Origin of the sequence: Paenibacillus sp. GM1FR (assembly GCF_002803315.1) — a bacterium.
Taxonomy (GTDB): domain Bacteria; phylum Bacillota; class Bacilli; order Paenibacillales; family Paenibacillaceae; genus Paenibacillus; species Paenibacillus amylolyticus.
Window position 1 is genome coordinate 60,634 of record NZ_MKZL01000021.1, and the last position, 7,316, is coordinate 67,949.

Sequence of the window (7,316 nt, forward strand, 5' to 3'; positions counted from 1 at the left end):
TATATACACATCAAGATTAGACTAAACTCAAGCAGGAGATTTTTTATGAACTTTATTCGTAACCTTATCCATAAGGCAGATCGAAGCAGTATGTATGTTATTTTGCTTAGTTGTACCGGGATCGGTGTTTTTCTATACATGAACAAGTGGTCTTACCTTCATCTAACCACGGCGGATTGGGTTATGGTCTACACCATGCTGGGTGCGGCGTTAATTCTGGATTATTTCACGTTCCAGATTCCACCCAAAGGCAATCAGCAATCCATGGATTCATCGGTATACCTTGCCTGTATATTCATGTTTGGCGGAGCTTTCAGTTTATCCGTACTGCTTCCTGTCTCCATCATCCTGTTAATCAAAGAGCGCAAGCTAACCTGGTGGAAACACATTGTTAATTTCAGCATCTACAGTCTCATGATTACGGGAGCAGCTGCCGTGTTTGAGTGGACTGGCGGGCAATCGGGAACTCTGGACGGCTATAACCTGATTCCTTATTTTGCAGCGCTCGCAGCCTACTTCATCATCAACACGATCACACTTGGCTTATTCTTTCATTTCTCAACAAAGGATGCATTACAGCAGATGAAGCGGGCATTCGTTACCGAATCCCTGCTGGTTTATCTGTGTACGCTGATTCTGGCGCTGGTCCTGACAATTCTGGTTGTGCACAATGGCGTACTTGGCCTGTTGTTGTATCTAAGTCTTAGCATTCTGCTCTCCCATGCATTCAGGCAGTTGTTTGTGATGTATCAGACGATTGAGGAAAAGGCCAACACGGATCAACGTACGGGTCTGTTCAACCATAGTTATTTCGAAAGTATGTTAGAAAGCGAACTGACTAACGCTCGAACGCAGGGAACCCCGCTCTGTCTGGGACTTATTGATATTGATGATTTCAAAAAGTATAACGATCGGTTTGGCCACCTTCAAGGTGACAGTCTGCTGGCCCTGCTGGGGGATTTTCTGATGCGAAAGACGGAAGGCACACCTGTTACCGCCTTTCGTTATGGAGGGGAAGAGTTTACTTTGCTCATGCCAGGCATGGAGTTGGACGAATCCTACAGGTTCATGAACAAGCTGCGTAAACAACTGAACGACACGCCGTTTGAAGGCGTTGAAGTGTTTCCACACGGTTGTCTCTCCTTCTCTGCTGGCGTCGCGCCCTATCAGGTGGATATGTATAACAAATCCCAGCTTGTGGATCAGGCGGATAAAGCACTATATTATGCGAAAAAACAGGGCAAGAACAACGTGCACCGCCACGGCAGCAATGATGGTATGGAACACGAGATTGATCTGGTACAGGACGTTCGTGACATCGAGCAGCAGCTCAATCTGTTCAGATACAAAGATATGGATACGTTTAAACATTCCAAACGGGTCTATAAATATGCACTGGATATCAGTGAATTGCTCGCACTGGACAATGCGGAAAAACGTCGTTTCGTACTGGGAGCACTGATTCATGACATCGGAAAACTGGAGATTCCTTGGTCCATTCTGAACAAAAAGGACAAGCTCACCGCAGAAGAATGGGAAACGATCAAAGGACATGTCACCTGGGGCAAAAAAATGGTGATCACGAACGATCGCTTCGCCGATCTGATTCCGTATATTGAACTTCACCACGAACGTTATGATGGCAAAGGCTATCCTTACGGCCTGAAGGGTAACGAGATTCCCCGGCTCTGCCGGATGCTGACCGTGATCGACTCCTTTGATGCCATGACGACAGAGCGGCCGTATCAGGAAACCAAGAACATGGAAGAAGCCATTCGGGAGCTACGCTCATGTTCGGGTTCACAGTTCGATCCGGAGCTTGCCGAGTTGTTCATTCAATATATTGAGAAAAGAACCGCTCAGCAACAGTTGCAGTAAAATAAACAGAATTTCTTCTATAAGCCCAGAAAAAGTAAAAGCGCTATCCCCGGTCTGATCGGAGATAGCGCCATTTTCATTTTCATGGAATGAATCGTACACCAGACAACTTCATTCTCGTGCAGATTCTACATTAAGATTTGGTATTCAGCTCATGTGAGGTCTGATGCAGCTCTTTAATCATCTGCTGCAAAAACATGTTGTCTTGGCGACTGATACCGTGCTGATTGTCTTGAACAAGCATCTGATGAATGTTCTTTTTGAGCAATTCACTGCGACGTTCCAATACTTCTTGACTCATGTTGTTGCTTCACTCCTTAACATGTTTTGTAATGAATTCACGTTCTATATTAAGTATAGAGGACCTTCTCCGATAGGGAAAACGGACTCAGCCTTCCTCAGCTGGTCACACCAACCCTCACCTAGCGTGACAACATTTCACCCCTTCTCATTCTTAGATATCCTTCTAAATACTCTCTGATCCTCCCCAGCTTTCTCCAAAGACACAGACTAGGGTCTTGGACAAGCTTGCGTTATAATGGTCCCATCCCTGTATAAATAAAGTGCCTAATTAAGCTAATCCTAGATCAAAGGAGTTCTGCATTCATGTCCTATAAACAAATTAAATGGATGATTCTGCTGATCCCTACATTCACGGTTGGTATCTGGGAATACATTCGCCATCAGTTTCTGATGCCATACCTTTCGATGGATGCAGGAAACTGGTTAACACCCCTCATCGTTTACCTCGTCAGCGTGACACTGCTCAGCCGCTTGTTCCACATGCTCGAAGGTGCCAGGGCTGCTCTGGAGCAGGAACGTGCAGCAAAAGCAGCGCTGGAAGCTCGTGACCAATTGGCGCGAGAACTTCACGACGGCATATCTCAGTCTCTTTTCCTGCTGTCAGTGAAGACCGATAAAGCAGGCCGCAGTCTGGCAGGCAGCGGACATGAGCATGAGATCCAGGAGATTCAAAAAACCGTGCATGAAGTCAATACATATGTAAGGCAAGCTATTGCCCAGTTGCGTTTTGTTCCTTCCTCTACGGTAACGTCAGAAATTATTTCACTACATGCGCAGGTTGAAGTGCTCGTCAAGGAAACGGTACCTGGTGCACAGATTCATTGGGACCTCAGGGGTGTAACGTTCTCTGCCAAGGAACAAGTGGAACTGCTCGCCTGTATCCGGGAGGGACTACTGAATGTACGCAAACATGCGCAGGCTACCCGCGTTCAGGTTCATGCGGAAGGTAACCCAATTGCTTGGTTCATTTATATTCAGGATAATGGGAATGGACTAAGTGGAGATCCTCTTCATCTGAAGGATCGGTACGGACTGCGAATTACGAAGGAGCGTGCTGCCGAGATGGGTTGGTCTTTCACCCTCGATTCAAGACCGGGGCATACACGAATGATGATAGGAAAGGAGCATGCTTAATATGGAACATGTACGTGTATTGGTTGTTGATGATCATGCGCATGCGCGTGAAGCGATCTGTAGCATTTTATCCGAGGACAGCCTGTTTGAAGTGATTGGTACAGCTTCGAATGGACAGGAAGCGCTGGAACTCACCGGGCAATGGATGCCCGACCTGATCCTGATGGACGTGCAGATGCCGGGCATGGATGGGCTGGAAGCCACCCGTCAGATCAAGCTGCGATTCCCTTATGTTATTGTTGTTATGGTCACGGTATCGGATGATGTGACGTTTCTGTTCGAAGCACTGAAACAAGGCGCTCAAGGCTATTTGCTCAAAAATCTAACGCCTTCCACCTGGCTTGAATACCTGCGCGCCATCGTCAGTGACGACGCACCGCTCAGTAAGGAACTGGCCTACCGGATTTTGCAGGAGTTCCCCGCACCACGCAGTGAAGATGTGCAAGATAACCCGCTAACGGCGCGGGAACTTGAGATTCTGCAATGGGTATCCGCGGGATATACCAATCGGGAAATTGCCGATCAACTCGGTATTTCAGACCAGACGGTGAAGAATCATCTCAAAAACATTTTGCAGAAGCTCCAGCTTGAAAACCGGGTACAACTCACCCGCTACGCACTAGAGAGCGGGCTTGCAGGACGTAAACTTCGCAAATAAACATTGTTAATTCGGAGTCAATGATGCTTCCGACATAGGTGAGAAATGACATAGCATTCATGCTTTTGTCACAATTATGTAGACCAAATCGTTTTTTTATAGCCCAATGTAGTCATACGCAGTCATTTTGGACAAAGTTATAATGGGTTAGATTGTGTTTAAAGGACCATGAATGACTACAAATCTATAACCTGAGGGTGATGATTTTTTGATTTTGACAAGCTTTACCCTGAAATGGGGCAAACGGCACTGGGCATTGGTCACCTGTCTGTTGCTCGTATGTTGCCTTGTTATGCCACAGTGGGCATCTGCCCATGCTTATATTATTAAGGCTTCGCCAGGAGAAAATGAGATCCTCGTAGCTGCTCCGGAGCGGCTGACGCTGGAGTTCAACGAATCCTTGCAGACGGCCTTTTATGATATCAAAATTACCGGCCCTGACGGCAATCAGGCAGACGATGGAAATGTAAAGATTGATGTGGATCGCCCTCATATTCTGGAGACTGGCCTGCAAGCTGGACTCGGGAACGGGACTTATGCCGTTAACTGGAAAGCTGTATCTGCCGATGGACATCCAATTCAAGGGGCGTATGTTTTCCATATCGGTGAACCATCCGGTTCTCCTGCCGGACTGAGTGATCTTACATCCGGTTCCGGTTCAACAGGTGGGCCGCTGAAATGGATTGTATCCCTGACAGACTGGATTCAGTATCTCGGATTGTCTGTCATTCTGGGGACACTTGCATTCTTACTGCTGCGAATCGCACCGACATCCATGACAAGAGAACCTATGGACGTTCCGGGTAGCTACAGATTGTTATGGATCAGTTATGCTGCTGCTTCCTTCGCCGCTCTGGTCAGCCTGCCATTGAATACGTTATATGAATCTGGTGTGGCTCTGGGTGAACTAAGCTGGGGATTGATCGGAAGTGCGCTCAAGCTGACATCCTTTGGTCAGATCTGGATGTTACAAATACTCATTGTAATGCTGCTGGCCGTCACGATTCTCTCCGGATATGATCGCGATCGATCCATCCGTGCTCGCATCTGGTCTTCCTATGGCTCACTTGTGCTCGTGCTTGGATGGCTGTTCACGCATGCCATGACGGGACATCCGGCTGCGGCGGATCAACGTGCGCTCGCGATTGCCATGGACTTCGTGCATCTGATTGGTGCCGCTTTCTGGATTGGTGCACTAACCGCCATGGCGATATGTCTGCCTCCACTGGCGGATAAGCTGCCATCGAAGGTGCGAGGAGAAGTCTACTGGGTTGCTATTCGCAGATTTACCGCCTGGGGGATTGGCGCCGTAGCCGCTCTGGTTGCTACAGGGATATACAGCAGTCTGATTATTCTACCAGCACCTGTGCTGACTTCCTTGTTCACTACAGCTTATGGCCTTGTCCTGATCGGCAAGATCGTCCTGCTTATTGTAATGCTTGTCTTCGCGTGGCGTCATGCCAGATTGGCAAGAGCAGCAACGGGAAGCAGATTATCCGGCAGCCTAAAAGCCGAACTTGCTACTGGTGCTGTCATTCTCGCTCTTGCTGCCGTACTGACACACCTGTCTCCAGGACAACCCGCTGCGGTCGGACCGTATCAGGAGACAAAGACTACAGAAGACGGCTCGGCGATCACACTTCAGGTGAGTCCCAATATAACGGGAGAGAACCAATTCGAAGTTGATGTGAAACGGGCAGATGGAAGTATCGTTAACGATCTGGAACAGATCACACTGTCACTCACACATCTGGACATGGATATGGGGATCTATGAGATTACCATTCCGAAAAACGACACCGGTGTGTACAAGGCTGAAGATTACATCTCCATGCCTGGACGTTGGAATATCAAGGTTCATCTTCTGACCAAGACGTTGGATGCACTGGATGCCGAATTTGAGATTGACACCGCCAAGCCATAGTTACACAACGTTTATATTGAAAAGTGACCCAATCTAAAATTAGTGTTTCTACAAACTGCAAATGTAGTGAAGGGAACGAATTGATTTTGGAGAAGCGAAGCTCAGCCTTTATTCCGGGATTTCATCTTACTAAATATAAATTGAACTAATGTTTGCACTGAAACGGAGAGGACAGAAAAAACCTGAAAAAGCGAAGCGTTCGCCTTTATCACCGGATTTTCCCTTTGAGAAAAGGGAATCAAAAAAATCTGGGGATAACAGCGATTGGAGGGTTATTCTGTCATCGGAGTGTATGTGTAAACCGAATTTAGTTAAATTTATAAAGTTGTATAAAAATCCCGGAATAACGGAGTTCGTAAGAACCATTCGTAACCGAAACGGCCTTTGCAGAACGTAGACACTCATTTAAGAAAATGGGCCGAATCATATATGATAAGAACTGAGAGGGGTTATTTATTTTGAAGAAAACATCATGGATTTCCAAACTAACATCCACTATCGCAACAGGTACCGCAGCATTCATGTTATTCGCCGGATTCGCTAGCGCTCATGTTACCGTTAGCCCATCCGTTGCACAGACAAGTGCATGGCAGACGTACACCATTAAGATTCCATCCGAGAAAGAACTGCCTACAACCAAAATCACCATGAAAGTTCCGGAAGGTGTTGCATTCAAGCAATATCAACCACTGGCAGGTTGGAAAATCACCACCGAGAAGAACGATTCCAATGAAGTTACATCGATCACATGGGAAATTGACGGCGATAACGAAGGGATTCTGGCAGGACAATTCCAGCAGTTCAACTTCGTTGCACAGAACCCTAAGGCGGAAGCTGAAGTAGCTTGGGATGCCTTCCAATACTACAGTGATGGTAGCATCGTAGAATGGACAGGCCAACCAAGTGACGCCAACCCGCACAGTATCACGACGATTAGCGAAGATCCGGCTGCTGCTGATAATGCTGCGGCAGGTGGCGGACATGATAGTGCAGGTACAGAAGGAAGCACAGGGGATAATGCAGCTACCGACGATAGCAAAGCAAATGATGACACCACGCTGGGCGATGCACTTAATGACACCGTTACAGGTGAGCCAAACAACACGGATACAGATCCGGGTACACTGAAGCTTCAACAAGCAACATTGATCGTATCCATCCTGGCCCTGATTCTTTCCTTCCTGGGAATCGCTCTGGCTACGCGTCGCAAAAAACGTTAAGAATTAACTTACAGTTCACGATAACTTGAGAAAAATACAGATAACAAAGAAGCCTATGGCATACGGGATCAATGGTCATACCCCTGTCAAGTAGACAGATGAAAAAAGCTATGCTGCCAGCGCGCATCGATATTCAATCGGTGCGCGCTGTTTGAGTTTGGCTTGAAAGCGTCGGTAGTTGTAATTGTACACGTAATCT

The 7,316-nt window shown here is 47.1% G+C and carries 6 protein-coding genes; 5 read left to right on the top strand and 1 reads right to left on the bottom strand.

Features of this window, described 5'->3' with window-relative positions; translation table 11 throughout:
* The first annotated feature begins 45 nt into the window (after positions 1–45).
* Positions 46–1,878 (top strand): bifunctional diguanylate cyclase/phosphohydrolase, encoded by a 1,833-nt coding sequence (locus tag PAEAM_RS15645; protein ID WP_047840385.1) that lies wholly within the window; start codon positions 46–48, stop codon positions 1,876–1,878.
* A gap of 133 nt (positions 1,879–2,011) precedes the next feature.
* On the opposite strand, the gene PAEAM_RS31820 is transcribed toward PAEAM_RS15645, so the two are convergent.
* Positions 2,012–2,179, bottom strand: coding sequence for a hypothetical protein (locus tag PAEAM_RS31820; RefSeq protein ID WP_017691019.1), 168 nt, complete (start codon positions 2,177–2,179; stop codon positions 2,012–2,014).
* A gap of 305 nt (positions 2,180–2,484) precedes the next feature.
* Between PAEAM_RS31820 and PAEAM_RS15650 the strand changes: the two genes are divergently transcribed.
* From PAEAM_RS15650 to PAEAM_RS15665, 4 genes are all read left to right on the top strand, one after another.
* The gene (locus PAEAM_RS15650) at positions 2,485–3,315 is read left to right on the top strand and encodes a sensor histidine kinase (protein ID WP_076319546.1); all 831 of its coding nucleotides are present in this window, start codon (positions 2,485–2,487) and stop codon (positions 3,313–3,315) included.
* 1 nt (position 3,316) lies between these two features.
* Positions 3,317–3,973, top strand: a complete 657-nt coding sequence (locus PAEAM_RS15655) for a response regulator (protein ID WP_036616682.1) — start codon at positions 3,317–3,319, stop codon at positions 3,971–3,973.
* Positions 3,974–4,187: 214 nt separating this feature from the next.
* Positions 4,188–5,897 (top strand): copper resistance CopC/CopD family protein, encoded by a 1,710-nt coding sequence (locus PAEAM_RS15660; RefSeq protein WP_165789939.1) that lies wholly within the window; start codon positions 4,188–4,190, stop codon positions 5,895–5,897.
* Positions 5,898–6,355: 458 nt separating this feature from the next.
* Positions 6,356–7,117, top strand: coding sequence for a YcnI family copper-binding membrane protein (locus PAEAM_RS15665; RefSeq protein ID WP_243391377.1), 762 nt, complete (start codon positions 6,356–6,358; stop codon positions 7,115–7,117).
* Positions 7,118–7,316: the final 199 nt, after the last annotated feature.